Here is a 25,285-nt window from a genome sequence, read left to right on the forward strand (position 1 = left end):
GGATACGCACCCCTGAACCGGGAGTCGCAGCACCCTGGCCTGTGGTGGTGGGCGTGACTCTTGGCGGTATGCCATTGCCGGCGCCGGCGGGCGGAGCCAGAGGTGCAGTGACCGGCAACTCCGGCAGCGTGGTGTCGCCAGGCAGACCGGGTGTACCCGCTGACGGGCTACCGGAAGGCTGATCCGATGCCGGACCCGACGGGGCGTCCGACGGAGTGCCGGTCGGCGAGTCCGTAGGAGTGCCGGTCGGCGAGGCCGTCGGGTGCGACGTGGGAGTGCCGGTCGGCGAGGCCGTAGGAGTGCCGGTCGGCGAGGCCGTCGGAGTGCCGGTCGGCGAGGCCGTCGGAGTGCCGGTCGGCGAGGCCGTCGGAGTGCCGGTCGGCGAGGCCGTCGGATGGGCCGTGGGAGTACCCGTCGGCGGATCCGACGGTTCATCCGGGGTATCTGACGGCGGCAGCGCCGGGCAAACCCGGGGCGGGTCTGTGGGCTCTCCCGTAGGCGGATCAGTAGGACTGTCCGTCGGCGGAACCGTCGGCTCATCGGTAGGCGGCCCAGTCGGACCATCCGTCGGCGGAACCGTCGGCTCATCCGTAGGCGGAACCGTCGGACCATCCGTAGGCGGAACCGTCGGCTCATCCGTAGGCGGAACCGTCGGACCATCCGTAGGCGGAACCGTCGGACCATCCGTCGGCGGAACCGTCGGACCATCCGTAGGCGGATCAGTGGGACTGTCCGTTGGCGGAACCGTCGGCTCATCCGTCGGCGGAACCGTCGGACCATCCGTCGGCGGCCCAGTCGGCTCATCCGTTGGCGGAACCGTCGGTTCAACCGTAGGCTCACAGTCCGGAATTACCCATATGTTATTGAGGCTTTCGTTCCAGACATCCAAGAGGTCAACGGCCGGGAAATTCGGGTAAGTGATTGTCTGCGGCCAGGTAAAGGGGGCGACATGCTGAATGTTGTACTCCGCAAGCGCCCAATCCTGCCCGCAGATCCCAGGGGGTAGTAAGTCCCATACGCCCGAAAACGTCCCATAGCCCGGTTGCGAGTCCAAGAGGGTTTGCGGGCCTGAATTACCCCAGTCCGCAATACCGTCCGGATCGACTTTCCGATAGAGGTAAAGCCCGCGTTCAATAGTCTGGTCATAATCTGGGTCAACCAGCTGCAGTTCAGGGACCACCACGGTTTCGCCGGGGTCTGCGACGGCCGGTCCACCCATCGCAATGAACCAGCCGGCCATGACGGCAATACCGGTCACCAAGGCTGTTCTGTATCCCCGGCGCCGCTTGTTGCGCATTCCGTTCGTTGTCCTGAGTTCTTCATTTTCGAGGTTCCGCATTGTCCTTCTCACTCATCCGATAAACGCCAGCAGGCGTCATCTTTGATGAGTGATTACAGACTGACCACAGTAATTAAATACCTGAATTCAATACCTGTTCCGGTAAAACAGTGATTCCGTTAATTGTGATACAGGGACCGGATTCAAGAGTCTGAAACCGAAAACGGTCCGGTTCGTTTCGGAGAAACGAACCGGACCGTGCCGGAGGCTGCATTTGAACCGGTGCCAGGTTAGGCCTCGGTAACGAACTCCCCGTAGCCTGCGTTCCGGAGTCCCTGGCGCAGCTTCTGGGCGTTGGCCTCCATTCGCTCCGGATCCGGGTTGGACTCGGCCCGGCTGAAGTCGAAGTCCTCCATCGAGTTGGCCGGCCAGACGTGCAGGTGCAGGTGGTCCACCTCGAACCCGGCAACGGTCAGCCCGGCCCGCTCGGAACCGAACACCTCCACCTGTGCAGCGCCGATGGCCCGGGCAACGGTGATGAGCTTCTGCATCAGCTCCGCCGGTGCGTCCGTCCACTTATTGATCTCCTGCCGCGGAACCACCAATACGTGGCCGTCGCTGAGCGGACCGATGCTCAGGAACGCCACCACCTCGTCGTCCTTCCAGACGAAACGGCCGGGAATCTCCCCATTGATGATTCGCGTGAACAGGGTGGGCATGGGTTCTCCTTCAGGGTGCTCCGTGCGGTCGACGGCGGGCAGGGGTGCCCGGAACGGCGGCGGGACGGGTCGGCCGGTAAACATGATTCGACGCTACCCCTTTTCGTGCGGCTCTTCAGCACGGTCGGGTTCGGATCCGGTAGCCACCGGCGCGCCGGGAGTGTTGGACCACTGCGACCAGGATCCCGGATACAGCGCCGCGGGGATCCCTGCCTGTGCCAGGGCGGCGACTTCGTGGGAGGCGAAGATGCCGGAGCCGCAGTAAGCCGTCACCGGCGCCTCGGGACGTACGCCCAGTGCCTCGAACGCGCTGCGCAGTTCAGCCGGGCTGCGGAAGGTGCCGTCCGGTGCCAGGTTGTCGGTGGAAGGACGGTTCACAGCTCCGGGAATGTGCCCGGCGCGGGGATCCACCGGTTCGGTGTCGCCCCGGTAGCGTTCCGGCGCCCGCGCGTCGATCAGCGTCCCGGCCGCGGCCAGGCCTTCCACGTCCTCCAGGCCGGCCACGGGCATGTGCCCCCAGGACAACTCCGCAGTCCCCTTCTGCACGGTGACAGGACCGGTCTCCAGCGGCAGGCCGGCGGCCCGCCAGGCCCCCAGCCCGCCGTCGAGCAGGCGTACGTCCTCCCACCCCGCGTGCCGCAGCAGCCACCAGGCGCGGGCGGCGGCCGTGCCGGCGGCGTCGTCATAGGCCACCACCGTGTCGCCGGGATTCAGACCCCAGCTGCGCGCGGCGTCGGCGAACGACGCCGGATCCGGCAGCGGGTGCCGGCCCTCTGCAGGGACCGCCGGTGCGGACAGCTCGGTATCCATGTCCACGTACACCGCTCCCGGCAGGTGTTCCTGCAGGTACTTTTCCCGCCCGTTGCTGGCGCCCAGCACCCACCGCACATCCAGCAGCACCGGCGGGCGGTCCGTTTCCAGTGCCTGTGCCAGATCCGGTACGGAAATCAGGACATCCACTACAGCTCCACGCTTTCACCGGCGGACAGGTGCCGGTACTCGGTCCCGTAGGTCTTGCCGAACCGGGTGACGTGGCCTTCAACCATGCCCAGCCCGGTCTCATTCAGCAGTGCGTCGTGAATGGGATACGCCCGCTCGGCACCGGTGGCGATGACGAAATCGAGTACCTCACCCAGCTTGGACCAGGGCGCGTGGACGGGCACCAGCACGGTGCGGGGGCGCAGGCCGTTCGGGACCACTAAGGAGTCTCCGGGGTGGTAGACCCTGCCTTCGACGAGGTAGCCGATGTTGGCCACCATGGGGATCAGCGGATGGATCAGGGCATGCTGGCCGCCGAAGGTCTGGATGCCGAACCCGGCAATGGTGAACGCCGTGTTGGGCTGCACCTCATGGATCCGGGCGGCGAGGTCAGGTGCGTCGGCACGCAGCAGGTCGGCCAGGGACTGGGGGGCGAAAAGCTCCAAGCCGGGCTGCTGCTGCATTTGCGCGAACACCCGAGTGCGGTCCAGATGGTCCGCGTGCTCATGGGTAACCAGGATGGCGTGGGCGCCGTCCAGCGCCTCGTCAACCTCGGAAAACGTGCCGGGGTCCAGCACCAGGACGTTGCCGCCTTGTTCGAAACGGACACAGGAGTGCGTGTACTTCGTCATTTTCATAGCGCCACCCTACTCCGGCGGGATGCGGGCGGGCAGGACGCTGCCGCAGGCCGGCTGATAATCTAGGGGTTCGCCCGACCAATACGCCTGGAGGAACCGCCGTGTCACCAGAGACATCCCGGACGTCCAAGCGGGCACCGGAAACGCGTGTGACCCGCCAGCGCCTGGCAGTGGGCCGCACCTTGGACGAACTGGACGACTTTGTCAGCACCCAGGAACTTTTCCGGTTGCTGCAGGAGCGCGGTGAACGGATTTCGCTGGCCACCGCCTACCGGATCCTGCAGTCCATGGCTGACGAGAATCTGGTGGATGTCCTGCGCACGGGCGACGGCGAGGCGCTGTACCGGCGCTGCGCCGTCGGACACCATCATCACCATTTGGTCTGCCGCGAGTGCGGCAAGGCGGTGGAGGTGGAAGCACCGGCCGTCGAAAGCTGGGCGGCAGGGCTGGGCGCCAGGCACGGGTTCACCGAGGTGGCCCACACCGTTGAAGTCTTCGGGCTGTGCCCCGAATGCAGCGCCGCCAAAGCAACCCCGTCACCCTAGGTTCCGGCAGCCGGCCCAGGTTCGGGGTAACCCTTAGGCCCCGGCGGTGGCCGTGTTCCGGCTCAGTTCACGCCGGGAACCGCTGCGGACGCGCCGGATAATCCGGCACACCAGGTAGATCACGAAGGACACCGTGGTGACGTACGGGCTGATCGGAATCCGGCCGCCCAGGGCCAGCAGGATGCCGCCCACCGACGAGACCAGCGCAAAGGCCACGCTGAGGAACACCACCAGCCGCGGCGAGGAAGTCACCAGCAGTGCCGCAGCCGCAGGGGTGATCAGCAGCGAAAGCACCAGCAGCGCCCCCACCACCTGGATGGACAGGGCTACGGCCAGGCCCAGCAGGAACATAAAGACAATCGACAGCACCCGGACCGGCACGCCGCGTGCCTCAGCCAGGTCCGGATCGGCGCTGGCGAAGGTCAACGGCCGCCAGATGAAGAGCAGGGCTGCCACCACCACGGCAGCCACGCCGGCCAGCAGGTTCAGCTGGACGGCGTCCACCGCGACTATCTGCCCGGTCAGCAGGCCGAACTTGTTGGCGGAGCGGCCTTCATAAAGGCCCAGGAACAGGATGCCCAGGCCCAGTCCGAAGGGCATGATCACCCCGATGATCGAATTCCGGTCCCGGGCCCGCAAGCCCATCACGGCAAGCAGGACGGCGGCGGCAACGGACCCGGCCAGGGAGCCGACCACCACGTTGGCCCCGATCAGCAGGGCGAAGGACGCGCCGGCGAAGGAGAGTTCGGCAATGCCGTGCACCGCAAAGGCGAGGTCGCGCATCAGCACGAAGGTGCCGATCAATCCGCCGACCAGCCCCAGGATGGCTGCGGCCCAGATGGAGTTCTGCACCAAGGGCAACAGCTCGCCGTAGTCGCTGAAGTCAAAAACGGCGTCGAAGAAGCTACGCAGGTCCAAGGTCCCCCTCGCTTTCTCCGTGGTGGTGGGTGGTGGCGTCCGGAATGCCCAGGACCACAATGCGGCCATGGCTGCGCAGCACTTCAACCCGGCTGCCGTACATTTCGGACAGGACGTCGCTGCGCAGCACCTCGGCAGGCGTGCCGGTGCGGAACTGGCCGCCCGCGAGGTACAGCACCCGGTCCACGTATTCGATCACCGGGTTGATCTCATGGGTCACAAACACAACGGCGGAACCGTCGTCGTGGCAGCGCTGCTCAATCAGCGAGCTGATCGCCTGCTGGTGATGCAGGTCCAGGGACAGCAGCGGCTCGTCGCAGAGCAGCAGGTCCGGGTTGGTAGCCAGCGCCTGGGCGGCACGCAGCCGCTGCAGCTCACCCCCCGACAGCTGTCCCACGGGTTCATCGGCGTAGGAGGTGGCCCCCACCTGCTCGAGCAGCCGGTCCACCCGGCGCCGCACCGGTGCCCGGCGCAGGCGCAGGCCCCAGCGGTCGCCGTCGACGCCGAGCCCCACCAGGTCCCGGCCGCGCAGCGGCGTGCCGGGGCTGAAGGACTTCTGCTGCGGTATGTAGCCGATGTCCTTGCTGCCGCGGTGCACGTTGCGGCCGTTGATGGTCACGGTGCCGCCGGTGAGGGGCTGCAGCCCCAGCAGGACCTTCAGGAAACTGGTCTTTCCGGAGCCGTTGGGCCCCAGCACGGCCAGGAACTCCCCCGCGTTGATGTCCAGGTCCAGGTTCTTCCACAACGTGCGGCCGCCGAAGGAGAGACCGGCATCGCGCAGCCTGACCACCGGCTCTGCGGGAGGCTTCACTGCAGCACCCTTTCCATGGCGGCTGTGTTGGCGGTCATCCATTGCAGGTAGTCCTGCCCTTCGGGCAGGGTTTCAGTGAAGTCCAGCACCGGCACGTCCGCATCCTGCGCGGCTTCACGGACCGCTTCGGTCTGGGATGTGGAGGTCTGTTCGTTGTAGCCCAGGAAAGCGATTCCGCCGCCGGTGACCAGATCCTGCATTTGACTCAGGATCCGCGGCGGTACATCGGAGCCTTCCTCGACGGCTTCGGTGAAGTCCGACGGCGTCACGTTGTGCAATCCGGCTTCCTCCACCAGATAGTCCGGCACCGGCTCGGTCAAGGCGACGTCGCGTCCCCCGGCGGTTTCCCGAAGGGCAGCCAGGGAGGCGTTGATCTTCTCGATGCCAGCATTGAAGTCCGCGGCGTTGCTGCGGAAGGTTTCGGCGGCACCGGCGTCCAGGCCGGCCAGGCGTTCCGCGGCGGCCTCGGCCAGCAGGCCCATGGCTTCGGGGCTGTACCAGACGTGCTCGTTGAACGAACCGTGGTTGTGCCCGGCGTGGTCTTCGGCGTGATCTTCCCCGGCATGTCCATCCCCACCGGAGTCCTCAAGGCCGGAGATTTCCACAGCGTTGAGGATGTCCTCCGCGGGGATTCCCTCATCCTCCGCGAGTTTTTCCATAAAGCTGTCATAGCCGCCGCCGTTCAGCACCACCAGATCGGCCTTGGACACGGCCAGGCGGTCCCGTGCAGTGGCTTCGTAGGAATGCGGGTCCTGGCTCGGCCGGTCAATCAGCGCTGTCACTTCCACGTTTTCGCCGCCCACCAGGCTCAGGATGTTGCCGTATACGTCCGTGGACGCCACCACGTTCACTACGTCGTCGTTAGCATCTTCCGGTTCCCCGCTGCCGGAGCAGCCGGCCAACGCCAGAGCGCCGGCCATGAGGGTTGCGGCCAGACGGGCGGGGATGCGGCGCATAAGGGGGTGTGCTCCTGATAGGCGTGGGTAAGGTAGCGCGCCCGGCCGGCGCCGGATCCTTCCCAGCATAACCTAAACGCGAATCGTTCGCATCTAGATTATGCCGGGCCGGCGCATTCAGTTACAGGCTTTCACCCGTCCGCCGGAACCCCTGCGCCTGGGTGGCATCCCGGATCTCTCCGATGAGCTGTTCGATGATGTCCTCCAGGAACAGCACGCCCCGGGTGGTTCCCTCCCGGTCCAGCACGCGGGCCAGGTGGGAGCCGGTGCGCTGCATTACGGCCAGCGCATCTTCGATTTCGTCATCCAGGCGCAGGTTGGCCAGGGTGCGGACCTTGTTCTCCGTGATCGGCCGTTCATAGGCTTCCAACGGAATCGACATGATGTCCTTCAAGTGCATGTAGCCGGTCAGGTTTCCCGCTTCGTCCACCAGGACAAAGCGCGAGAACCCGGTCCGGCCCACCGCCCGCTCGAATTCGGCAGGAGTGGAATCGGTCCGCAGCGTCACCAGTTCCTCCAGCGGCACCATGACCGTGCCGGCGGTCTGCCCGGAGAATTCCAGTGCCCCGGAAATGATGCCGGAATTATCGGCAACCGTCCCCAGCTTGGTGGACTCTTCGACGATGGACTGCATTTCCTCCAGCGTGAACGCCGAGGCCACTTCGTCCTTGGGCGTGATGCCCATCAGCCGCAGGGCATGGTTGGCCAGCCAGTTCAGCGTGCCGATGACGGGCCGCACCAGCTTCGAGATGAACACCAGCGGCGGTGCCAGCAGGAGCACGGCCCGGTCCGCCACGGACACCGAGATGTTCTTGGGGACCATCTCACCGATGGTTACGTGCAGGAAGGTGACCGCCAGCAGCGCCACCAGGAAACCTGCGCCGTCGGCCGCCTCTACCGGCAGTCCCACCGCTTCCAGCGGCACGGACAGCAGGTGGTGGATGGCCGGCTCGGCCACGGACAGGATCAGCAGCGAGCAGACGGTGATGCCAAGCTGGGCGCAGGCAAGCATCAGCGAGACGTGCTCCATGGCCCACAGCGTGGTTTTCGCCCGCTTGCTGCCAGCCTCGGCATACGGCTCGATCTGGCTGCGGCGCGCGGACATCACGGCAAACTCGCCGCCTACAAAGAAGGCGTTGCCCAGCAGCAGGACCACGAGCCAGAAAATTCCTGCCAGGTCACTCATCGGATGCCTTCCCTGCGTGCCGGCCGTTCTGCAGCGGCAGCGTCCTCGTCCTCCACATGGGATTCATCCTGTTCTTCGTCCTGCGGAATGAAGCTCACCCGGTCAATGCGCCGGCCGTCCATCCGTTCCACTTCCAACAGGCCGCCGGGTACCGGAACGCGGTCCCCGGCCCGGGCAATGCGGCCCAGTTCAGCCATGATGTAGCCGCCCACAGTTTCATAGCCGGCTTCGTCGGGCATCCGCAGCAGCGGCACCAGTGCCGATACTTCGTCGGGACGCATGATTCCGGGGAAGTACCAGGCGCCGGAAGCGCTCTGCAGTACGCCGGGCTTGGCCTTGTCATGCTCGTCGGACACCTCGCCGACAATTTCCTCGACCAGGTCCTCGAGCGTGGCAACGCCGGCGGTTCCGCCGTATTCATCAAGAACGACGGCGAGCTGCAGGTTCGCGTTGCGCAGTTCCGAGAGCAGGGAATCCAGGTGCACCGTTTCCGGCACCCGCAGGACCTCGCTCATGATCGCCGCCGCAGGGAGCGTGGCCCGCCGGCTGCGGGGTACGGCCACAGCCTTCTTTACATGTACGACGCCGCGGATATCGTCCGGGGAGTCCCCCAGCACCGGGAACCGCGAGTAGCCGGTCCGGCGCGCAGCTTCGATGACGTCGGCCACCGGCTGTTCGGCGTCGATCGTCTCCAGCCTGATGCGCGGGGTCATCACGTCGGCCGCTGTGCGGCCGGCAAAGGAGAACGTGCGGGAAAGGAACGCTGCGGTGTCCTTGTCCAGGGTGCCCATTTCCGCCGACCGCCGCGCCATGGACGAAAGTTCGGACGGGGTCCGGGCGCCGGAGACCTCTTCCTTGGCCTCAAGGCCGAAGAGGTGCAGGATGCGGTTGGCAAAACCGTTCAGCAGCAGGACGGCAGGCTTGAACACCACGGTGAAGGCCAACTGCGGCCGGGCCAGCGCCTTGCCGATGCGGAAGGGCATGGCAATAGACATGTTCTTGGGGATCAGTTCACCCAGCAGCATGGAGAGGAACGTTGCCAGGATCATGGCAACGGTGACCGAGACGGAGGCCACGGCCACGGGCGGCAGTCCGACGGCCGTCAACGGTGTTTCCAACAGCCGGCCCACCGAGGGCTCCATAACGAAACCCGTCAGGAGGGTGGTCATGGTGATGCCCAGTTGGCAGCTTGAAAGCTGGGTGGAAAGCGTGGTCAGGCAGCGCAGCAGCGGTTCGGCTGCCTTGTCACCGTTTTCCACTGCGCGGCGGACGGAGGGCTGGTCCAAAGCCACCAGGGCGAATTCCACTGCGACGAAGAAGCCCGTGCCAAGAATAAGCAGCAGGCCGAACAGCAAATACAGCCATTCCATGTCAGGCCACCGCCATTAAAGAAAGGGGTGAGTGCGGTGCAGCGAAACGTTCAGACGGAGGGTGGTCGACTGCAGCCGAACTGGAAGGCTCCGAAGAAGCGGCAGGCGAATGCTGGGGTGAACGTGTGCGGGCTTTGCCGGCTCGGGGCGCACCGGCTGCGGCAACCGCAGTCCGGGACGCAGGCCGGCGCCTAGAGAAACTGTCCATAGGAAAGCCAGTTTACAGGTTTGCGCCGCCCCCGCCACAGCCGCTTCCGGAGGCTGCGCCATACCCTTCCCGGGCTGATCGGCAGGCAAGGCGTTCATGCAACAGTGCGGGATTGGCCACATCTTCGAATATGTCACTAGACTGGCATGAAGTCTCGGTCACTGCGCACCGGGCCGCACCAGCAAGTCTTGAGGCGGAACCGCTCAGATTTCATGGTGCCATCAGGGCAAACGGCAACTCATGGAAGAGGCGTATATCTAGTGCCAGACCAATCCAACCACCGCCTGCCGGAGGAATTCGGGGGCAACGAGTGGCTTGTCGATGAACTGTACGAACAGTATTTGTCGAACAAGGATTCCGTTGACAAGAAGTGGTGGAGCATTTTCGAATCCTTCAAAGCTGAAGACGCCAAGTCAGGCAATGGTTCAAATGGCTCCAACGGCTCCGGTGCACCGTCAGAGCTCGGTGCCCACCCGGTAACCCGGCAGCTGCCGGCCGTACGGGCAGAGTCGACCGCCCCCAACGCACCCAAGGCATCCGGCGAGTCCCCCGCTGCAACGCAGCAGTCGGGCAAGCCGCCGGTGGCAAAGGAAACCGCCAAGGCCGCTACCCCGGCTGAGGCCCCCAAGGCCGAAGCTCCCAAGGCTGCTCCCATCCCCGCACAGCTGCCCAAGACCCAGCCCAGCGATGCCGCCACCGAAGAGGACAAAGTCACCGTCCTGCGCGGACCGGCCAAGGCCATTGCCACCAACATGGACCTGAGCCTGACCGTTCCGACGGCCACCACGGTGCGGGCCATTCCCGCCAAGCTGCTGATCGACAACCGGATCGTCATCAACAGCCACCTGGAGCGTGCCCGCGGCGGCAAGGTCTCCTTCACTCATCTGCTCGGCTACGCCATTATCCGTGCCGCCGCCCAGTTCCCGTCCATGAACGTGCACTACGACGAAGTGGACGGCAAGCCCGTTGCCGTCCAGCCGGCACACGTGAACTTCGGCCTGGCCATCGACATGCCCAAGCCGGACGGCACCCGCCTGCTGGTGGTACCGAACATCAAGAAGGCCGAAACCCTGAACTTCTCGGAGTTCTGGCACGCCTATGAGGACCTGGTCAAGCGGGCCCGCGCAGGCAAGCTCGGCGCCGACGACTACCGCGGCACCACCATATCGCTGACCAACCCGGGCGGCATCGGCACCGTGCATTCTGTGCCCCGCCTCTCCAAGGGCCAGGCCGCCATCATCGGCGCCGGCGCCCTCGAGTACCCGGCGGAGTTCCAGGGCGCAAACGAGAAGATCCTCGCCCGCAACGCCATCAGCAAGGTCATCACCCTGACCTCCACCTATGACCACCGCGTCATCCAGGGTGCCGGCAGCGGCGAGTTCCTGCGCATCATCCACCAGCTGCTGCTGGGCGAGCAGGGTTTCTACGATGAGATCTTCGAATCCCTGCGCATCCCGTACGAACCGGTCCGCTGGAGCCCCGACATCCAGGTCAACCCTGACGAGCAGATCAACAAGGTTGCCCGGATCCAGCAGCTGATTCACGCCTACCGGGTCCGCGGCCACCTGATGGCCGACACCAACCCGCTGGAATACGTGCAGCGCCGCCATGCGGACCTGGACGTCCTCAACCACGGCCTGACGCTCTGGGACCTGGACCGCGAGTGGCCCACGGGCGGCTTCGGCGGCAAGCCGATGCTGAAACTGCGCAAGATCCTCGGCGTCCTGCGCGATGCGTACTGCCGCACCGCGGGCATCGAGTACATGCACATCCAGGACCCCGAAGAGCGCCAGTGGTTCCAGGACCGCCTGGAAACCAAGTACACCAAGCCCACCCGCGAAGAGCAGCTGCGTATCCTGAGCAAGCTCAACGCTGCGGAAGCCTTCGAAACCTTCCTGCAGACCAAGTTCGTGGGCCAGAAGCGCTTCTCGCTGGAAGGTGGCGAATCCCTGATTCCGCTGCTCGATGCGGTGATTTCCGGTGCCGCCGACGACGGCCTCGAAGAGGTTGGCATCGGCATGGCCCACCGCGGGCGCCTCAACGTGCTGACCAACATTGCGGGCAAGACCTACGCCCAGGTCTTCCGTGAATTCGAAGGCACACAGGATCCGCGCAGCGTCCAGGGTTCCGGCGACGTGAAGTACCACCTCGGCACCGAGGGCACCTTCACCTCCGACAACGGAAACCAGACCAAGGTCTACCTCGCAGCCAACCCCTCCCACCTCGAAGCCGGCGACTCGGTGCTCGAAGGCATTGTCCGCGCCAAGCAGGACCGCCTGGATAAGGGCGACGAATTCCCCGTCCTGCCGATCCTCGTGCACGGCGATGCGGCCTTCGCAGGGCAGGGCGTGGTGGCGGAAACGCTGAACCTCTCCCAGCTGCGCGGCTACCGCACCGGCGGCACCATCCACGTGGTGGTCAACAACCAGGTGGGCTTCACCACCTCCCCCACCTCCTCCCGCTCCTCGGTCTACTCCACCGACGTCGCAAAGATGGTCCAGGCGCCCATCTTCCACGTCAACGGAGACGACCCCGAAGCAGTGGTCCGCGTGGGCCAGCTGGCGTATGAATACCGCCAGCGCTTCCACAAGGACGTTGTCATCGACATGGTCTGCTACCGCCGGCGCGGACACAACGAAGGCGACGACCCTTCGATGACCCAGCCGATGATGTACAGCCTGATCGAGGCCAAGCGTTCGGTACGCAAGCTCTACACCGAGTCCCTGATCGGCCGCGGCGATATCAGCCAGGACGAGGCCGAGCAGGCCCTGCGCGACTACCAGGGCCGCCTCGAGCGGGTTTTCGCTGAAACGCATGCCGCTCAAACCTCGCCCATCCCCGTGATCACCAAGGACACGGAAGCCATTTCCGACCTGGAGCGTCCTGCCGCCCAGCAGGAAGGCACCACGATCATCAAGCCGGCCAGCACCGCGGTTTCCCCCGAGGTCCTGGCACACATCGGCAAGGCCCACGTGGCTGTGCCGGAAGGCTTCACCGTCCACCCGAAGCTGAAGTCACTGCTGGAGAAGCGCGAGCAGATGTCCCGCGAAGGCAACATCGACTGGGGCTTCGCAGAGATTGCGGCCTTCGGCTCGCTGCTGATGGAAGGCGTCCCCGTACGCCTTGCCGGCCAGGACTCCCGCCGCGGCACCTTCACCCAGCGCCACGCCGTCTTCCACGACCGGGCCACCGGCGAGGAATGGATGCCGCTGGCGGAGCTGGACCCGAACCAGGCGAAGCTGTGGATCTATGACTCCCTGCTTTCCGAATTCGCGGCCATGGGCTTCGAATACGGCTACTCGGTGGAACGCCCGGACGCCCTGGTGCTCTGGGAGGCGCAGTTCGGCGACTTCGTCAACGGTGCCCAGACCATCATCGATGAGTTCATCTCCTCCGCCGAGCAGAAGTGGGGCCAGCGTTCCTCGCTGGTGCTGATGCTCCCGCACGGTTACGAGGGCCAGGGTCCGGACCACTCGTCCGCCCGCATTGAGCGTTTCCTGCAGATGTGCGCGGAAGACAACATGATTGTTGCCAACCCGACTACGGGTGCCTCGCACTTCCACCTGCTGCGCCGTCAGGCGTACAGCCGGCCGCGGAAGCCCCTGGTCGTCTTTACGCCCAAGCAGCTGCTGCGCCTCAAGGCAGCGGCAACGTCGGTGGAGGACTTCACGCACGGCGAGTTCCAGCCGGTTATCCCCGAGCATGCCGAGCTGGATGCCAATGCCGTGGACCGGGTACTGCTGGTCTCCGGACGGCTGTACTACGATCTGCTGGCCAACCGCCAGAAGACCGGGGACGAGAAGACGGCCATTGTCCGGGTGGAGCAGCTTTACCCGATCCCGGTCGACGAGATCCGCGCCGCCGTGGGCAAGTACCCGAATGCGGAGATCGTCTGGGCACAGGATGAGCCGGCCAACCAGGGCCCGTGGCCCTTCATGGGCCTGAACCTGCCGCAGCACCTGGATTCCCGCCTGCGGCTGGTCTCCCGGCCGGCGTCGGCGTCCACCGCCACCGGCTCGGCCAAGCGCCATGCCGTGGAGCAGGACATCCTCGTGAAGAAGGCCTTCGAACGTCAGTAGGCTAGGTTTGGGGTGGGGCGCTTCGGCGTCCCACCCTGTTTTTTGACTTGAGAAGGTGACTAGTGGAACAACGCAGAATTCGGCTTGCTGCGGTGGGTGATGAGCTGCTGGCCGGACACGGGGATCCGCGGGCACTCGGCTGGCTGGGGCGTGTCCTGGCCCGCACCTCGCCTGACAACGTGAACCTTCAGGCCTACAGCCTTGCCGCGCCCCATGAGGGCACGGAGGCCCTTGCCAACCGGTGGCTCGCGGAAGCGGGACGCCGGTTCGAGGACGGCTGCGACAACCGCCTGGTCATCGGACTGTCGGACCGTGACTTGGATCTGGAGCTCACCACGGCGCGGAGCCGGCTGAACCTGGCGAACATCCTCGACGGTGCGGCCCAGATGAGCATTAAGGTCTTTGTCGTCGGGCCTCCCCCGGGGCTGAACCCGGAGCGGAACCGGAAGCTCGCGGACCTGTCTGCAGCCTTCGGCGATGTCACCACGCGGCGTAAGCACATGTACGTGGACACCCTCAATCCGCTGTTGAACCATGAGCAGTGGCGCACGGATCTGGCTGCCAACGGCGGAACGCCAGGCCAGGCAGGTTACGGCCTCATGGCATGGCTGGTACTGCACCGCGGCTGGTACCAGTGGCTCGACCTGCCAGATATGAACTAACTGCACGCTGCTGGCCTGCACAGCCTTCACAAGGCCCTTCCGGATTGCTCCGGGAGGGCCTTTCTGCATGCATTTTCATCTTGTTTTCATGCAGCTCCCCATTTGTTCCCCCATGAGGCCACGATCAGGTAACGATCAGTTAACAACCCGTAACTTGTCTCACACCGGAAACATTTAGTGGTTAGTGTTTCTCCACATGTGGCGGCAATCACTCGCCGCGTGGGGGGCCATCTTTGGTGGTTCCTGACTCCTCATCACCAGTTAGGACTACAGATGCGTACTAAGCGCACGGCAGCTCTTGCCGCACTCTCCGTAGGCGCCCTGTTCCTGGGCGCCTGTGGATCCGCCGGGGGCGGAACCGAAAGCGAAGGCGGTGCCGACGAGACCGAAAACCTTGCCTCAACCATCACCGTCGCCATCAGCCAGGCTCCGGACGCGTACAACTCCGGTACGGCCAACACCAACAGCACGTACAACACGTACGTTGACAACCTGGTGCACAGCAACTTCGTGGAGTACAGCCCCAACGGCGTTATTCACAACGAAGAATTCGGCACCATGGAGAAGACCAGCGACGATCCGCTGACGGTGAAGTACTCCATCAACGAAGACGCCAAGTGGTCCGACGGTACGCCCATCGACTTCGACGACGTCCTGCTGAACTGGGCCGCCTACTCGGGCAAGACTGTGGGCGCCGACGGCGAGAACATCTTCCAGCCCTCCTCCACCAACGGTTTCTCGCAGACGAAGATGATCGAAGGCGAAGCAGGCGACAAGGAATTCGAGATGGTCTTCGAAACTCCTTACGCCGACTGGGAAGCCCTGATGATCGGCCCGCTCATGCCCGCGCACATCGCTGCGGAGCAGGGCGGACTGAGCACGGAGAACAACGGCGAGGCCCTGATCAAGGCCATCCAGTCCAACGACGTTGCCGGGCTGACCCCCATGGCCGATTTCTGGAACACCGGCTGGAACTACGAGGCAGACCTCGCCAAGCTTCCGGATGCCAAGCTGATCCCGTCCTCCGGTCCGTACATGCTGGACAACGCCACTGACGGCACCCTGACCCTCAAGCGCAACGAGAACTACTGGGGCGACGAGCGCAAGGGCAAGACCGAGAACATTGTCTTCAAGGCAATCGAAGACACCGAGGCCGTTCAGGCCCTGCAGAACGGCGACGTCGACATCATCGAGCCGTCCGGCGCAACGGTTGACACGAAGACCGCCATCGAAAACATCGGTGACAGCGTTGAAATGCTGACCGGTCCGGAACTGACCTTCAGCCACATCGACCTGGACCAGTCCGAGAACGGTGTGTTCAAGGATCTGGCCGTACGCCAGGCCTTCGCCAAGTGCGTACCGCGTGAGGACATTGTCGAGAAGTTCGCGAAGCCGGTCGACGAAAACGCCACCGTGGACAACCTGCGCGAGTACCAGCCGGGCCAGGAAGATTACGAAGACGTCCTGGAAGGCGCGCCGTCGGCCAGCGACTACGACGAAGTGGACCTTGAGGGCGCCAAGAAGCTGCTCGCCGACGCCGGCAAGACCACCCCGGTCTCCGTGCGCCTGATGTTCTCCTCTACCAGCCAGCTGCGTGCGGACATCGTCACCTTGATCAAGAACTCCTGTGACCAGGCCGGCTTCGACATCGTTCCGACCCCGGACCCGAAGTGGAGCGCCAAGCTCGACGAGCCCGGAGCATGGGATGCCATCCTGTTCGGTTGGGCCGGATCCGGCCTGGCCGCCAGCGCGCAGTCCATCTACGTCTCCGACGGTGAGCAGAACTACGGCAAGTTCACCAACACGGAACTGGACAAGCTCTGGGACCAGATCGCCAGCTCCACTGACGCAGAAGAAGTCAAGGAACTGAAGACCAAGGCCGAGGAAATCCTGGCCGCAGAGGTCTACAACGTGGTCCTTTACGCGAACTCCGGAGTTGTTGCGCACAGCTCCAAGATGGAGAACGTGGAATTGAACCCGAGCCAGAACGGCATCACTTGGAATGCCTACAAGTGGACCAAGCAGGCCTAGCCATACCACGCTAGCCGCAGCATAAGCGGGGATGGGCAGACCTCAGTGTCTGTCCATCCCCCTGCTTATGCCCGCAGTGTTCTTTAGCCCCACCCTCCAAGGAGCCCTCGGTGTTTTACTTCATTCTTAAAAGAGCGGTTTCCTCGTTCTTCATCCTCCTCGCCGCGACAGCCCTCATGTTTGTCCTGGCCATCAATTCCGGCGATCCTTACCACGACCTCGCAGAGCTGCGCGGTCCGGACAAAGAGTCCCGCATCGCAGCCCGCACCGAAGCCATGCACCTCGACCAGCCGGTCCATATCCGGTACATACTCTGGCTGCAGGAAATCGGCCGCTGCATCGTTCCGGGCGGGGCACAGTGCACCCTCGGCCTGGACCGCGTAGGCAACCCGGTTGTGGAGCAACTGCAGTCCGCGGTCGGCTCGACCTTCCGGCTGGTGATCGTAGCAACGGTGCTGGCGATCATCCTCGGTGTCCTGGTCGGCGTCGTCACGGCCCTTCGCCAGTACAGCGTGTTCGACTACTCGATCACCTTCGTAGCCTTCCTGCTCTTCTCCATGCCGCTGTTCTGGCTGTCCACGCTGCTCAAGCAGTACCTGGCCATTGGACTGAACACGTGGCTCGCGAATCCGGCCATGTCCTATCTGGGCATAGCGGTGCTGGGACTCGTGGCCGGTTTGATCTGGATGATCGTCATCGGCGGCGACACCCGCCGTCGGGTACGGGTCTTCGGCATAGCCGCAGTGGCAACCTCTCTGACTTTCCTGCTCCTGCTGATCACCGGATGGTTCAAGACTCCGGGTTTCGGTCCCTTCGGTGTCCTGGTCAGTGCCTTCGCCATCGCGGTGGGCGCCACGGCCCTGTTCGCCGGGTTCCGGCGCCGCCGCGTGGTCTACGCGACCCTTGCAACGGCAGCCGCAGGATTCGTCGGTTACTTGGTCACCATGCCCCTCATGGAAGATCCCAACTGGCTCACCATCGCAGCGCTGGCGGTCGTGACTGTGGCCGTGTCTGCGGCCATCGGCCACTTTGTCGGCGGACCCTACGCCAAACAGGCGCGCCAGCTGACCGCCGTCGTCGGGCTGCTGATCGGTTTCATCGTCTTTTTGGACGCCCTCCTGCACGCCTACCCGTCGCTCTCACGCAAGAACGGCGGCCGGCCGATCCCCACCACCGGTTCCTCCACTCCCAACCTGGAGGGCACGTTCTGGGAGGTGAACCTGGATTACGCGCTGTATCTGATTCTGCCGACCATAGCCATCATGCTCATCTCCTTCGCCATGTACACCCGCTACACCCGGGCCAGCCAGCTGGACGTCATGACCCAGGACTACATCCGCACCGCCCGGGCGAAGGGCCTGAGCGAGCGGACCGTGGTTGTGAAGCACGCCTTCCGCAACGCGATGATCCCCATCACCACCCTGATGGCCTTCGACTTCGCCGGTGTCCTCGGCGGCGCCGTGGTCACGGAGTCGGTATTCGGCTGGAACGGCATGGGCAAGATGTTCACCGACGGGCTCACCAACGTGGACCCGAACGTCATCATGGCGTTTTTCCTCGTCACGGGCGTGGCCGCGGTGACCTTCAACATGCTGGCTGATATCGCGTACGCCTTCCTCGACCCGCGCATCAGCCTGAACTGATTGGCAGACCAATGACAGATAACAAGATTTCCCCTGACGGGTCGAAGGAGTCCAGCCCGGAGCTGGCAGCCATGACGCTGGCCAGCCAGCGGACCGTCACGGCAGACTCCCCCGCTACGCAGGGCGTCGTCGCCGAACCGAAAATCACTGAAGCCAAGAGCCAGTCCAAGCTGGTCCGCGAACGCTTCTTCCGGCACAAGGGTGCCATGGGCGGCATGATCGGCCTGCTCTTCATCGTGGTGCTGGCCTTCACCTCCATCGGCCTGAGTGTTGGTCCCGTGCAGATTCCGGGCTGGTGGAAGCACACCTTCTCCGAAGTGATGGAAACATCCAACGGCGGCAGGCCCACCCTGTCCTGGACCGGGCTGGGTGAACACCCCTTCGGCCAGGATGCCCTGGGCCGGGACTACTTCGCCATGACCATGCGCGGGGCCCAGATCTCCCTGACCATCGCCTTCATTGTCGGTATCGTCGGCACCGTCATCGGCACCGTGGTGGGTGCCCTGGCCGGCTACTACCGCGGCAAGGTCGAAGCCGTCCTGATGCGCTTCACCGACGTCATCATCACCATCCCGCTGCTGGTGGTTGCCGCAGTCCTGTCCACCATCGTGGCCAAGGCCGGCATCGTGGTCTTCGCTGTCTTCCTGGGCATGCTCACCTGGACCGGCCTGGCCCGCATTGTGCGCGGCGAGTTCCTGTCCCTGCGGGAAAAGGAGTTCGTGGAAGCGGCCAAGTCGGTGGGCGCCACCTCGAGCAGGATCATCTTCAAGCACATCCTGCCCAACACCGTGGGCGTCATCATCGTTTCCGCCACGCTGGCCATCTCCGGAGCCATCCTGCTGGAAACCGCCCTGGGCTTCCTGGGCCTGGGCGTGCAGGAACCGGACACCTCACTGGGCAAGCTGATCAACGAGAACCGGTCCGCGATGACCGTCCGCCCCTGGGTCTTCCTGTGGCCGGGCATCTTCATTGTGGCCATCGCCCTTGCCGTGAACTTCATCGGTGACGGACTCCGGGATGCGTTTGATCCCCGACAGACAAGGAACAAGCAATGACCTCCACACCGGTATACAGCGACACCCCGGCGGCGGGAACAGCATCCGCCATCCTTGAGGTCAGCGGACTCGGCGTCGACTTCAACGTGGACAACGAGTGGGTCATGGCCGCCGAAGACGTGAACTACAACGTGTACCCGGGCGAAATCCTGGCCATCGTGGGCGAGTCCGGATCGGGTAAGAGCATGTCCTCCATGGCGTTGCTCGGCCTGCTCCCGGGCAACGGGCGCTCCACCGGCAGTGCCAAGCTGCAGGGCAAGGAACTGATCGGTGCGCCGCAGTCGGCGCTGCGGAAGATCCGCGGCAATGACATCGCCATGATCTTCCAGGAACCCATGACCGCACTGAACCCGGTGCTGACCGTCGGTGAGCAGATCAAGGAAATCATCGAGCAGCACACCGACGCCTCGCCGGCACAGGCGCGCGAGCGAGCCATTGAGCTGCTGCGCATGGTGGAAATCCCGGATCCGGAAACCCGCTACGGGAACTACCCGCACCAGTTCTCCGGCGGACAGCGCCAGCGCGCAATGATTGCCATCGCCATCGCCAATGATCCGATCCTCCTCATTGCCGACGAGCCCACCACCGCATTGGACGTCACCGTCCAGGCAGAGGTTCTGGAACTGCTGCGCAAGCTCAACAAACGCCTGAACAGTGCCATCCTGTTGATCACCCACGACATGGGCGTGGTGGCCGACCTGGCGGACAACGTGGTGGTGATGCAGAACGGCCGGATCGTGGAAGCGGCCTCTGTCGCGGACCTCTTCGGTGCCCCGCAGCAGGACTACACCAGGTCCCTGCTCGACGCCGTGCCGCACCTGGGCTCAAAGGTCGGCGGCGTGCTCGCCGCGGTGGAGGTGGAGGACGACGGTTCCCTGCAAATCACCGAGGCACCCCGCCAGGTGATGGTTGAATCCAACGAGGTGACCGACCCGACATCGTCGCAGACCCCGGCGCTGCAGTTGGAGAACGTCGCCATCGAATACCCGGGCCGGTTCCGCCAGCCGGCGTTCCGTGCCGTGTCCGATGTATCGTTCACCATCATGCCCGGCGAGGTCATGGGCCTGGTAGGCGAGTCCGGATCCGGCAAGTCCACCATTGGACGCGCCGTGACCGGGCTGCTGCCCGTGGCCGAAGGCAGCGTGCGGATCAACGGGACCGATATTGCCGGGCTTTCGCCCAAGAAGATGCGTCCGCTGCGGCGGAAGTTCGCCATCGTTTTCCAGGACCCGGCGGCGTCGCTGAACCCGCGCATGTCCATCGGCGAAAGCATCGGCGAGCCGCTGTTCCTGCACGAGAAGCTGTCCAAGGCAGACCTGGACAAGCGCGTGGAGAACCTGCTGGATGACGTGCAGCTGCCCAAGAGCTTCCGCAACCGCTACCCGCATGAGCTTTCCGGCGGCCAGCGCCAGCGCGTGGGTATTGCCCGGGCGCTGTCGCTGCGGCCGTCGCTGCTGGTGGCGGATGAACCGACGTCGGCCCTGGATGTCTCCGTCCAGGCCCGGGTGCTGGCGCTGCTGCAGGACCTGCAGCGCGAGTACGGCTTTGCGTGCCTGTTTGTCAGCCACGACCTGGCCGTGGTGGAAATCCTGGCCAGCCACATTGCCGTGCTGAACAAGGGCCGGATGGTGGAACAGGGCTCCACTGAGCAGGTGCTGAAGTACCCGCAGGATCCCTACACCCGGCGGCTGCTGGCAGCTGCCCCGGTCCCGGATCCGGCAGAACAGGCCTACCGGCGGGAGCAGCGCAACGCCCTGCTCTCCGCCGGCGGCACCGAGTAGGAACAGCACCAGGCGGCAGCTCCCGGACAGGAGCTGCCCCGGGTACGGCCCGGAACGGCGGCGGCGTCAGTGGCGGAAGACGATCTTCCCCACGACGTCGCCGTCCTGCATTTTCCGGAAGCCCTTTTCCGCTTCCTCCAGCGGCAGCACGGAGTCGATCTCCGGGCGCACTCCGGTGGCCAGCAGGAACGCCACCAGGCGCTGCAGCTCGGCACGGGTCCCCATAGTGGATCCGAGGACCTTCAGCTGCAGGAAAAACACGCGGTTCAGGTCCGCCGGCGGGTTGGGTCCGCTGGTGGCCCCGCAGGTCACCAGGGCACCGCCGGGCTTCAACGACTTCAGCGAATGGGCCCAGGTGGCCTCGCCCACCGAATCGAAAACCGTGTCCACCCGCTCCGGCAGCCGGGCACCGGCGTCGAACACCTGTTCCGCGCCCAACCGCAGGGCGTGCTCCCGCTTGGCTTCGCTCCGGCTGACGGCCCATACCCGGTACCCCGCAGCGGAAGCCATGCTGATCAGGGCCGTCGCCACTCCCCCGCCGGCGCCCTGGACCAGGACAGTGGATCCCGGCGCCGCAGGGTTGACCGCGAAGAGCATCCGGTATGCCGTCAGCCAGGCGGTGGGTAGGCAGGCCGCCTCCTCGAAGCTCAGCCCGGCCGGCTTCGGCACCAGGTTGCGTTCGGGAACCCACACTTCATCGGCCATGGCGCCGGGGTGTTTCTCCGAAAGCAGGCTCCGCCGCGGATCCAGGGTTTCATCCCCTTCCCAGCCCGGGGAGGACACAACGGCGTGGACAATAACCTCGTTGCCGTCGTCGTCGATGCCGGCGGCGTCACAGCCCAGGACCATGGGCAGGCGCTCGTCCGGCAGGCCCACCCCCTGCAGGGACCAGAGGTCGTGGTGGTTCAGCGCAGAGGCCTTGACCCGTACGCGCCGGAAACCTTCCGGCGGCTGAGGCGTCTCGAGCTCCCCCACCCGCAGGCCGCTGATCGGATCGCCGGCGGATTGGGTTTGTGCGTATACGGCTCGCATCTGGAAACTCCCTTGTTCGTTTTGCGGCTCTTCGTGACCCCAATCCTAGGGGTGGTGCCGGGCACAGGACCGTTTAGGCGTGCACGCGGGGCATGTGGGACACTGGAGGGCAGAACTTTTCGGAATCAAAGGAGGCAGCTATGAGCAAGCGTGCACGCAAGCGTCGTGACCGTAAGCGCGGCGGCGCTAACCACGGTAAGCGTCCCAACACCTAAGCAAGAATGGTGAGCCGCGTGGCCATTTTTGGCCAGGCACAGAAAACCCCCGGTACCAGCAGGTACCGGGGGTTTTTCATGCCTGCGGCGGTCTTAGTGGTCCGCTGTCTGGATCTGGCTGATGCGGCTGAGGATGCTTGCCTTCAGCGTCTCGGGAGCCGCTTCGGTGCATGAACGCTTCACCACGGAGCGGATGACGCATTCCAGGTCGTGTTCCTGCGCGCACTCGGGACAGCCGTCAAGGTGTTCCTTGATTTCCACGAGGTCCTTGTGGGACAGCGCGCCGTCCAGGTACTCGTACAGCCGTTCGATGCGGGCGTCTTCGCAATCGCCCAGGCTCTGGCAATCGCTCATAGCTCATTCCCCTGTTTCTTGGTTGATGCGCCGGTTTCGGCTGCGGGCACTTTGCCCTTGATGCCGCGGTCGCGGGCATACTCCGCCAGGAGTTCGCGAAGCATCTTGCGCCCGCGGTGCAGGCGGGACATCACGGTGCCGATCGGCGTGTTCATGATTTCTGAGATTTCCTTGTACGCGAAACCCTCCACATCGGAGAAGTACACGGCAAGCCGGAACTCCTCCGGAATGGACTGCAGGGCATCCTTGACGTCGGAGTCGGGCAGATGGTCCAGCGCCACGGCTTCTGCGGAGCGCAACCCCGTGGAGCTGTGCTCGGCTGCGCGGGCCAGCTGCCAGTCCTCAACGCCCTCGGAATTGGCCTGCAGGGGTTCCCGCTGCCGCTTCCGGTAGAGATTGATGTAGGTGTTGGTCAGGATGCGGTACAGCCAGGCCTTGAGGTTGGTTCCCGGCCGGTACTGGTGAAAGGCGGAGAACGCCTTTGTGTAGGCCTCCTGCACCAGGTCTTCCGCGTCAGAGGGGTTCCGTGCCATCCGCATGGCTGCTGAATAGAGCTGGTCCACGTACTGCATGGCATCCTGCTCAAAGCGCAGCTTGCGTGCCTCGTCCGATTCGGTGGCAACGTCAAGTTCGAAGTTTTCCACGTGGGGGCTGCCTTCCGGCGCATCAGTTCTCATCACCTCCCAGTCTACGGTGCGGGCGGGCACCCGTACGCGTAGCTTCGGCTCCGGCGCAGTCTGCACTGCGGTCAGCGTGGCAGCTGGCACTATGGCGTCTCCTCAACAGTTGAAAGCACATCCTGATACTGGTCCCAACGACGGCGCCGGTCCCCCTATTCCCGCCGGAGGCCCGGATTGTGCCAAAGCCGCACGGAGCCGGACTAAGGTGGAGGCAGCACCAAATGTTGTTTTTCGCGTAACTTGTGGATTCGCCAGGAGGCACTTATGTCGTTAGTCCGTTTGATTGCACGCCCGCTGCTCGCCACCGGTTTTGTTGCCGTGGGCGTGGAGCGCCTTCGCAATGTTGACCAGACCGCCGAACAGCTCACCCCCACCCTTAACCTCATCGGCAAAACCGTACCGGCTGCTGCGGGGGCCGCTTCCAACCCCGTGCTGGTGGCCCGGGTTGCCGGGTACACCCAGGTAGCTGCTGCCTCCCTGCTGGGCATGGGCAAGTTCGCCCGCCTGGCGTCCCTGCTGCTCGCCGGCACCACCGCTCTGAACTCGGTGGTGGAGTACCGCAACGCAGAGGCTTCCACCGCTGCCGAGCGCAAGGAGCGGCGCAACCAGCTGCTCAAGAACCTCTCCCTGATCGGCGGCGTCCTGCTCTCCGCTGTGGACACGAACGGCCGTCCGGGACTGGCCTGGCGTGCCAACCACCTGGCCGCCGACACGGGCCGCAAGGGCCGTGCCGCTGCGAAGGCGGTCAAGAAGACCACCGGCAAGCAGCTCAAGGCCGTGTCCAACGCTGCGTCGGACATCGTGGGTTCCTAGCACCAATGACTGCTCCGAACGCCGGGTTGCCGGCACCCTGGCCCGCGCCCTTCGCTGCCTCGCCCGTGGAGGCAACCGTCTCCGTTCCGGGGTCGAAGTCGCTGACCAACCGCTACCTGGTCCTTGCCGCCCTCGCGGACGGCAGGTCCAGGCTGCGGGCGCCCCTGCATTCCCGGGATTCGGAGCTGATGGTTTCCGCCCTCAGGGCGCTTGGCGCCGTTGTCACTGAAGTCGAGGGCAGCGGCGCGTTCGGACCCGATCTGCTGGTTGATCCCCTGCCCGCTGTCCTCCCCGCCGCGGCCGGTCCGCGGCGGGTGGACTGCGGGCTGGCCGGCACCGTGATGCGTTTTGTCCCGCCGCTGGCTGCCCTCGTGCCCGGCAGCACCGTATTCGACGGCGATCCGCACGCGCGGGTACGCCCCATGTCCGCTGTCATCGATGCGTTGCGCGGACTTGGGCTGCAGGTGGACGACGGCGGCCGCGGGACCCTGCCTTTTACGCTCACCGGGTCCGGGGCCCCCTCCGGCGGCCGGCTGGTGATCGACGCAAGCGCATCCTCACAGTTCGTATCCGCCCTGCTGCTGGCCGCCCCCCGCTTCGAGAACGGCCTGCACCTGGTCCACCGCGGTCCGGCCCTGCCCAGCCCGGACCACGTCGCCATGACCGTGCATGTGCTGCGCAGCGTGGGCGTACAGGTGGACGATTCCGTTCCCAATGAGTGGCAGGTAGCGCCGGGCCCCATCGCCGCGTTCGACACAGCCATTGAACCGGACCTTTCCAACGCCGGCCCATTCCTCGGCGCTGCCCTCGTCACCGGCGGCACCGTCCGCATTACCGGTTGGCCCGCCGAAACCACCCAGGTGGGCGACAAATGGCGCAGCATCCTGCCCGCACTCGGCGCTGAGGTCCACCTCGCGGACGGCACCCTGACCGTCACCGGCAGCGGCCGGATCTCCGGCGCGGAGCTGGCCGGCACCAGCGAACTTGCCCCCACTGTCGCGGCGCTGTGTGCGCTTGCCGACTCTCCGTCCGTCCTTACCGGGATCGCGCACCTGCGCGGCCATGAAACCGACCGGCTGGCCGCCCTGGTCACGGAAATCAACCGGCTCGGCGGCGACGCCGAAGAAACACCAGACGGGCTGCTGATCCGCCCGGCCGCGCTGCACGGCGGCACCTGGAACACGTATGCGGACCACCGCATGGCCACGGCCGGGGCACTGATCGGCCTGGCCGTCCGCGGCGTCGAGGTGCAGGACATCGGCACCACCGCCAAAACCCTCCCCCAATTTCCCGAGCTGTGGCAGCAGCTGACCCAAACGGCGGTGGCATAAC

The 25,285-nt window shown here is 65.0% G+C and carries 21 protein-coding genes; 10 read left to right on the top strand and 11 right to left on the bottom strand.

What is annotated here, in order from left to right:
* Positions 1-1,569 precede the first annotated feature (1,569 nt).
* The 3 genes from LOC57_RS00085 to LOC57_RS00095 all read right to left on the bottom strand — a co-directional run bounded on the left by LOC57_RS00085 (position 1,570) and on the right by LOC57_RS00095 (position 3,614).
* Positions 1,570-1,998 carry an HIT family protein gene (locus LOC57_RS00085; RefSeq protein ID WP_229957592.1) on the bottom strand — a complete coding sequence of 143 codons (429 nt, stop codon included), beginning with the start codon at positions 1,996-1,998 and terminating at the stop codon, positions 1,570-1,572.
* A gap of 93 nt (positions 1,999-2,091) precedes the next feature.
* Positions 2,092-2,958 carry a sulfurtransferase gene (locus LOC57_RS00090; protein WP_229957437.1) on the bottom strand — a complete coding sequence of 289 codons (867 nt, stop codon included), beginning with the start codon at positions 2,956-2,958 and terminating at the stop codon, positions 2,092-2,094.
* Positions 2,958-3,614 carry an MBL fold metallo-hydrolase gene (locus LOC57_RS00095; protein WP_227913811.1) on the bottom strand — a complete coding sequence of 219 codons (657 nt, stop codon included), beginning with the start codon at positions 3,612-3,614 and terminating at the stop codon, positions 2,958-2,960. Before LOC57_RS00095 ends, LOC57_RS00090 begins: the two co-directional genes overlap by 1 nt.
* 101 nt (positions 3,615-3,715) lie before the next feature.
* On the opposite strand from LOC57_RS00095, the gene LOC57_RS00100 reads away from it, so the two are divergent.
* Entirely contained in the window at positions 3,716-4,159 is a 444-nt protein-coding gene (locus LOC57_RS00100) for a Fur family transcriptional regulator (RefSeq protein WP_227913810.1), read from the top strand.
* Between the two features lie 33 nt (positions 4,160-4,192).
* Here LOC57_RS00100 and LOC57_RS00105 read toward each other — a convergent pair whose 3' ends face one another.
* From LOC57_RS00105 to LOC57_RS00125, 5 genes are all read right to left on the bottom strand, one after another.
* Complete coding sequence (locus tag LOC57_RS00105) at positions 4,193-5,077, bottom strand: metal ABC transporter permease (protein WP_227913809.1); 885 nt, start codon at positions 5,075-5,077, stop codon at positions 4,193-4,195.
* On the bottom strand, positions 5,064-5,930 hold the full coding sequence (locus LOC57_RS00110) for a metal ABC transporter ATP-binding protein (protein ID WP_442860693.1): 867 nt from the start codon (positions 5,928-5,930) through the stop codon (positions 5,064-5,066). Before LOC57_RS00110 ends, LOC57_RS00105 begins: the two co-directional genes overlap by 14 nt.
* Positions 5,885-6,844, bottom strand: coding sequence for a metal ABC transporter solute-binding protein, Zn/Mn family (locus tag LOC57_RS00115; RefSeq protein WP_229957439.1), 960 nt, complete (start codon positions 6,842-6,844; stop codon positions 5,885-5,887). The genes LOC57_RS00110 and LOC57_RS00115 overlap by 46 nt, the downstream gene beginning before the upstream one ends.
* A gap of 121 nt (positions 6,845-6,965) precedes the next feature.
* Complete coding sequence (locus LOC57_RS00120) at positions 6,966-8,030, bottom strand: hemolysin family protein (RefSeq protein WP_227913806.1); 1,065 nt, start codon at positions 8,028-8,030, stop codon at positions 6,966-6,968.
* Positions 8,027-9,400 (bottom strand): hemolysin family protein, encoded by a 1,374-nt coding sequence (locus tag LOC57_RS00125; RefSeq protein ID WP_227913805.1) that lies wholly within the window; start codon positions 9,398-9,400, stop codon positions 8,027-8,029. The genes LOC57_RS00120 and LOC57_RS00125 overlap by 4 nt, the downstream gene beginning before the upstream one ends.
* Positions 9,401-9,868: 468 nt before the next feature.
* On the opposite strand from LOC57_RS00125, the gene LOC57_RS00130 reads away from it, so the two are divergent.
* The 6 genes from LOC57_RS00130 (at position 9,869) to LOC57_RS00155 (ending at position 20,859) form a co-directional block, all read left to right on the top strand.
* Positions 9,869-13,687: a multifunctional oxoglutarate decarboxylase/oxoglutarate dehydrogenase thiamine pyrophosphate-binding subunit/dihydrolipoyllysine-residue succinyltransferase subunit gene (locus LOC57_RS00130; RefSeq protein ID WP_229957441.1), complete on the top strand. Its 3,819-nt coding sequence runs from the start codon at positions 9,869-9,871 to the stop codon at positions 13,685-13,687.
* Positions 13,688-13,749: 62 nt separating this feature from the next.
* Positions 13,750-14,349 carry a GDSL-type esterase/lipase family protein gene (locus LOC57_RS00135; protein ID WP_229957443.1) on the top strand — a complete coding sequence of 200 codons (600 nt, stop codon included), beginning with the start codon at positions 13,750-13,752 and terminating at the stop codon, positions 14,347-14,349.
* Positions 14,350-14,622: 273 nt separating this feature from the next.
* Positions 14,623-16,380 (top strand): ABC transporter family substrate-binding protein, encoded by a 1,758-nt coding sequence (locus LOC57_RS00140; protein ID WP_229957445.1) that lies wholly within the window; start codon positions 14,623-14,625, stop codon positions 16,378-16,380.
* A 110-nt stretch (positions 16,381-16,490) separates the two neighbouring features.
* A complete protein-coding gene (locus LOC57_RS00145) occupies positions 16,491-18,023 on the top strand; it encodes an ABC transporter permease subunit (RefSeq protein ID WP_229957447.1) in 1,533 nt (510 codons plus the stop codon).
* An 11-nt stretch (positions 18,024-18,034) separates the two neighbouring features.
* Positions 18,035-19,078: an ABC transporter permease gene (locus LOC57_RS00150; RefSeq protein WP_227913800.1), complete on the top strand. Its 1,044-nt coding sequence runs from the start codon at positions 18,035-18,037 to the stop codon at positions 19,076-19,078.
* Entirely contained in the window at positions 19,075-20,859 is a 1,785-nt protein-coding gene (locus LOC57_RS00155; protein ID WP_227913799.1) for an ABC transporter ATP-binding protein, read from the top strand. The genes LOC57_RS00150 and LOC57_RS00155 overlap by 4 nt, the downstream gene beginning before the upstream one ends.
* Before the next feature lie 66 nt (positions 20,860-20,925).
* Here the strand turns inward: LOC57_RS00155 and LOC57_RS00160 are convergent, their stop codons facing one another.
* Positions 20,926-21,891 (bottom strand): zinc-binding dehydrogenase, encoded by a 966-nt coding sequence (locus tag LOC57_RS00160; protein ID WP_229957449.1) that lies wholly within the window; start codon positions 21,889-21,891, stop codon positions 20,926-20,928.
* Between the two features lie 140 nt (positions 21,892-22,031).
* Here LOC57_RS00160 and LOC57_RS16570 point away from each other — a divergent pair, with 140 nt between their 5' ends.
* Positions 22,032-22,106, top strand: coding sequence for a 50S ribosomal protein bL37 (locus LOC57_RS16570; protein ID WP_369299106.1), 75 nt, complete (start codon positions 22,032-22,034; stop codon positions 22,104-22,106).
* Between the two features lie 93 nt (positions 22,107-22,199).
* Here the strand turns inward: LOC57_RS16570 and rsrA are convergent, their stop codons facing one another.
* Together rsrA and LOC57_RS00170 are read right to left on the bottom strand one after the other, a co-directional pair.
* Entirely contained in the window at positions 22,200-22,460 is a 261-nt protein-coding gene (gene rsrA, locus LOC57_RS00165) for a mycothiol system anti-sigma-R factor (RefSeq protein ID WP_227913797.1), read from the bottom strand.
* A complete protein-coding gene (locus LOC57_RS00170) occupies positions 22,457-23,137 on the bottom strand; it encodes a sigma-70 family RNA polymerase sigma factor (RefSeq protein WP_227913796.1) in 681 nt (226 codons plus the stop codon). The genes rsrA and LOC57_RS00170 overlap by 4 nt, the downstream gene beginning before the upstream one ends.
* A 267-nt stretch (positions 23,138-23,404) precedes the next feature.
* Here LOC57_RS00170 and LOC57_RS00175 point away from each other — a divergent pair, with 267 nt between their 5' ends.
* A complete protein-coding gene (locus tag LOC57_RS00175; protein ID WP_227913795.1) occupies positions 23,405-23,953 on the top strand; it encodes a DoxX family protein in 549 nt (182 codons plus the stop codon).
* Positions 23,954-23,958: 5 nt separating this feature from the next.
* Positions 23,959-25,284: a 3-phosphoshikimate 1-carboxyvinyltransferase gene (gene aroA, locus LOC57_RS00180; RefSeq protein ID WP_229957451.1), complete on the top strand. Its 1,326-nt coding sequence runs from the start codon at positions 23,959-23,961 to the stop codon at positions 25,282-25,284.
* The last annotated feature ends 1 nt before the right edge of the window (position 25,285 follow it).

The sequence above is a fragment of the Arthrobacter sp. zg-Y750 genome, assembly GCF_020907365.1.
Taxonomy (GTDB): Bacteria; Actinomycetota; Actinomycetes; order Actinomycetales; family Micrococcaceae; genus Arthrobacter_B.

Excerpts from the sequence above, each read along its gene's own strand:
- LOC57_RS00085 (WP_229957592.1), bottom strand. The coding sequence starts at position 1,998 with ATGCCCACCCTGTTCACGCGAATCATCAATGGGGAGATTCCCGGCCGT.
- LOC57_RS00095 (WP_227913811.1), bottom strand. The coding sequence starts at position 3,614 with ATGAAAATGACGAAGTACACGCACTCCTGTGTCCGTTTCGAACAAGGC.
- LOC57_RS00110 (WP_442860693.1), bottom strand. The coding sequence starts at position 5,930 with ATGGATGACCGCCAACACAGCCGCCATGGAAAGGGTGCTGCAGTGAAG.
- LOC57_RS00115 (WP_229957439.1), bottom strand. The coding sequence starts at position 6,844 with ATGCGCCGCATCCCCGCCCGTCTGGCCGCAACCCTCATGGCCGGCGCT.
- LOC57_RS00120 (WP_227913806.1), bottom strand. The coding sequence starts at position 8,030 with ATGAGTGACCTGGCAGGAATTTTCTGGCTCGTGGTCCTGCTGCTGGGC.
- LOC57_RS00125 (WP_227913805.1), bottom strand. The coding sequence starts at position 9,400 with ATGGAATGGCTGTATTTGCTGTTCGGCCTGCTGCTTATTCTTGGCACG.
- LOC57_RS00140 (WP_229957445.1), top strand. The coding sequence starts at position 14,623 with ATGCGTACTAAGCGCACGGCAGCTCTTGCCGCACTCTCCGTAGGCGCC.
- LOC57_RS00150 (WP_227913800.1), top strand. The coding sequence starts at position 18,035 with ATGACAGATAACAAGATTTCCCCTGACGGGTCGAAGGAGTCCAGCCCG.
- LOC57_RS00155 (WP_227913799.1), top strand. The coding sequence starts at position 19,075 with ATGACCTCCACACCGGTATACAGCGACACCCCGGCGGCGGGAACAGCA.
- LOC57_RS00160 (WP_229957449.1), bottom strand. The coding sequence starts at position 21,891 with ATGCGAGCCGTATACGCACAAACCCAATCCGCCGGCGATCCGATCAGC.
- rsrA (WP_227913797.1), bottom strand. The coding sequence starts at position 22,460 with ATGAGCGATTGCCAGAGCCTGGGCGATTGCGAAGACGCCCGCATCGAA.
- LOC57_RS00170 (WP_227913796.1), bottom strand. The coding sequence starts at position 23,137 with ATGAGAACTGATGCGCCGGAAGGCAGCCCCCACGTGGAAAACTTCGAA.
- LOC57_RS00175 (WP_227913795.1), top strand. The coding sequence starts at position 23,405 with ATGTCGTTAGTCCGTTTGATTGCACGCCCGCTGCTCGCCACCGGTTTT.
- aroA (WP_229957451.1), top strand. The coding sequence starts at position 23,959 with ATGACTGCTCCGAACGCCGGGTTGCCGGCACCCTGGCCCGCGCCCTTC.